Raw genomic sequence first — 1063 nt, 5'->3', positions numbered from 1 at the left:
GAAGACTTTCTCCACAGCCTGGAAAAAGAGATCGGAATATCCGATCTCTTTTTACGTACATACAACAGATTGGTATTACTATAAAAGTGCCGCCTAATTACAGTCGGAAACTCACTTTTAGTATATAAAAATTTCATACAAAATCAATAGATTTATGTGAGACAAAAACTTTATATTTTATGTTATTATGATTATCTTAGGGTTTCATTTTACTAAGAGGTAAAGGGCAAACAAATTAAATACGTTCTGAAAGTGTTCTGTGTAAGTTCTAAAAAACCATTTGTGATTCTATAGCAAATGATTTTGACAAATGACCTTCTTTTTTATAACATAAAAAAGGGAATTGAGTGATCCAGACTCAATTCCCTGGTGAAGTCATTTGCCAACGAATACCTGGTGAAAGAATCCTTCTTTTATGATTGGATTCTTTTACTTTGTTTTGAGCATAAAACGTAATATTGTATATGCCATTTTTCTTGCTGAACATCCTCGTTTGATCGCTAATTGTTGTAAGAGCTTATGTTGAAATGGTGTTAATTCAAATTCGATAAAATGCTGAAAAGCATGAGATTGCCTTACAGGTATATCCTCCATATAGATATAGTCTAAACCTTCTGTTACTAACTCCGATGCAATTTGATCTAAATTTTCGTTATACAATGCGAACTCTTCCAATCTTTCATGCAAATGTGGTTCTAATGAAATTAATAACTTCTTATTATTTTTTCGGAATTTCTGTTTCTGGCCTTTCCAGTAATTTTGCTCTTGCATAACTGCATGTAACATTTTAATTCCCCCTATTTATAATTTAAATTTGTATTTCTTCCTTAAAATCAAATCCCTACTTATTGTTTCTTACAGTGTCAACAGCGGCTAAACAGGCGGCTATCCCTAGACGTTTTTCACTATATATTTTCTTGTTCACTGTTAGGTACCAGCACCCATTTTCTTTTATGCTCAATAGATCGTCATATTGCCTCCCTAATTTTTCTAAAATAAAAGTGGATTCCTCAACGGGATTAAAATATTCAACTGGCATTCTAATAAATGGTGTGCGATTCTT

Annotated in this window: 1 protein-coding gene and 1 pseudogene; both read right to left on the bottom strand. The window is 32.2% G+C overall.

Annotated elements, in window-relative coordinates; genetic code table 11:
- Positions 1–429: 429 nt before the first annotated feature.
- Entirely contained in the window at positions 430–786 is a 357-nt protein-coding gene (locus RT27_RS29030) for a hypothetical protein (RefSeq protein WP_043938542.1), read from the bottom strand.
- A gap of 55 nt (positions 787–841) precedes the next feature.
- A pseudogene (locus tag RT27_RS35935) lies at positions 842–1063 on the bottom strand (hypothetical protein); the annotation flags it as partial.

It is taken from the genome of Bacillus sp. L_1B0_5 (assembly GCF_000836715.1).
Lineage (GTDB): Bacteria > Bacillota > Bacilli > Bacillales > Bacillaceae_G > Bacillus_A > Bacillus_A thuringiensis_S.
The sequence above is the reverse complement of the archived record's forward strand: the minus strand, read 5'-3'. Positions and strand labels throughout refer to the sequence as shown.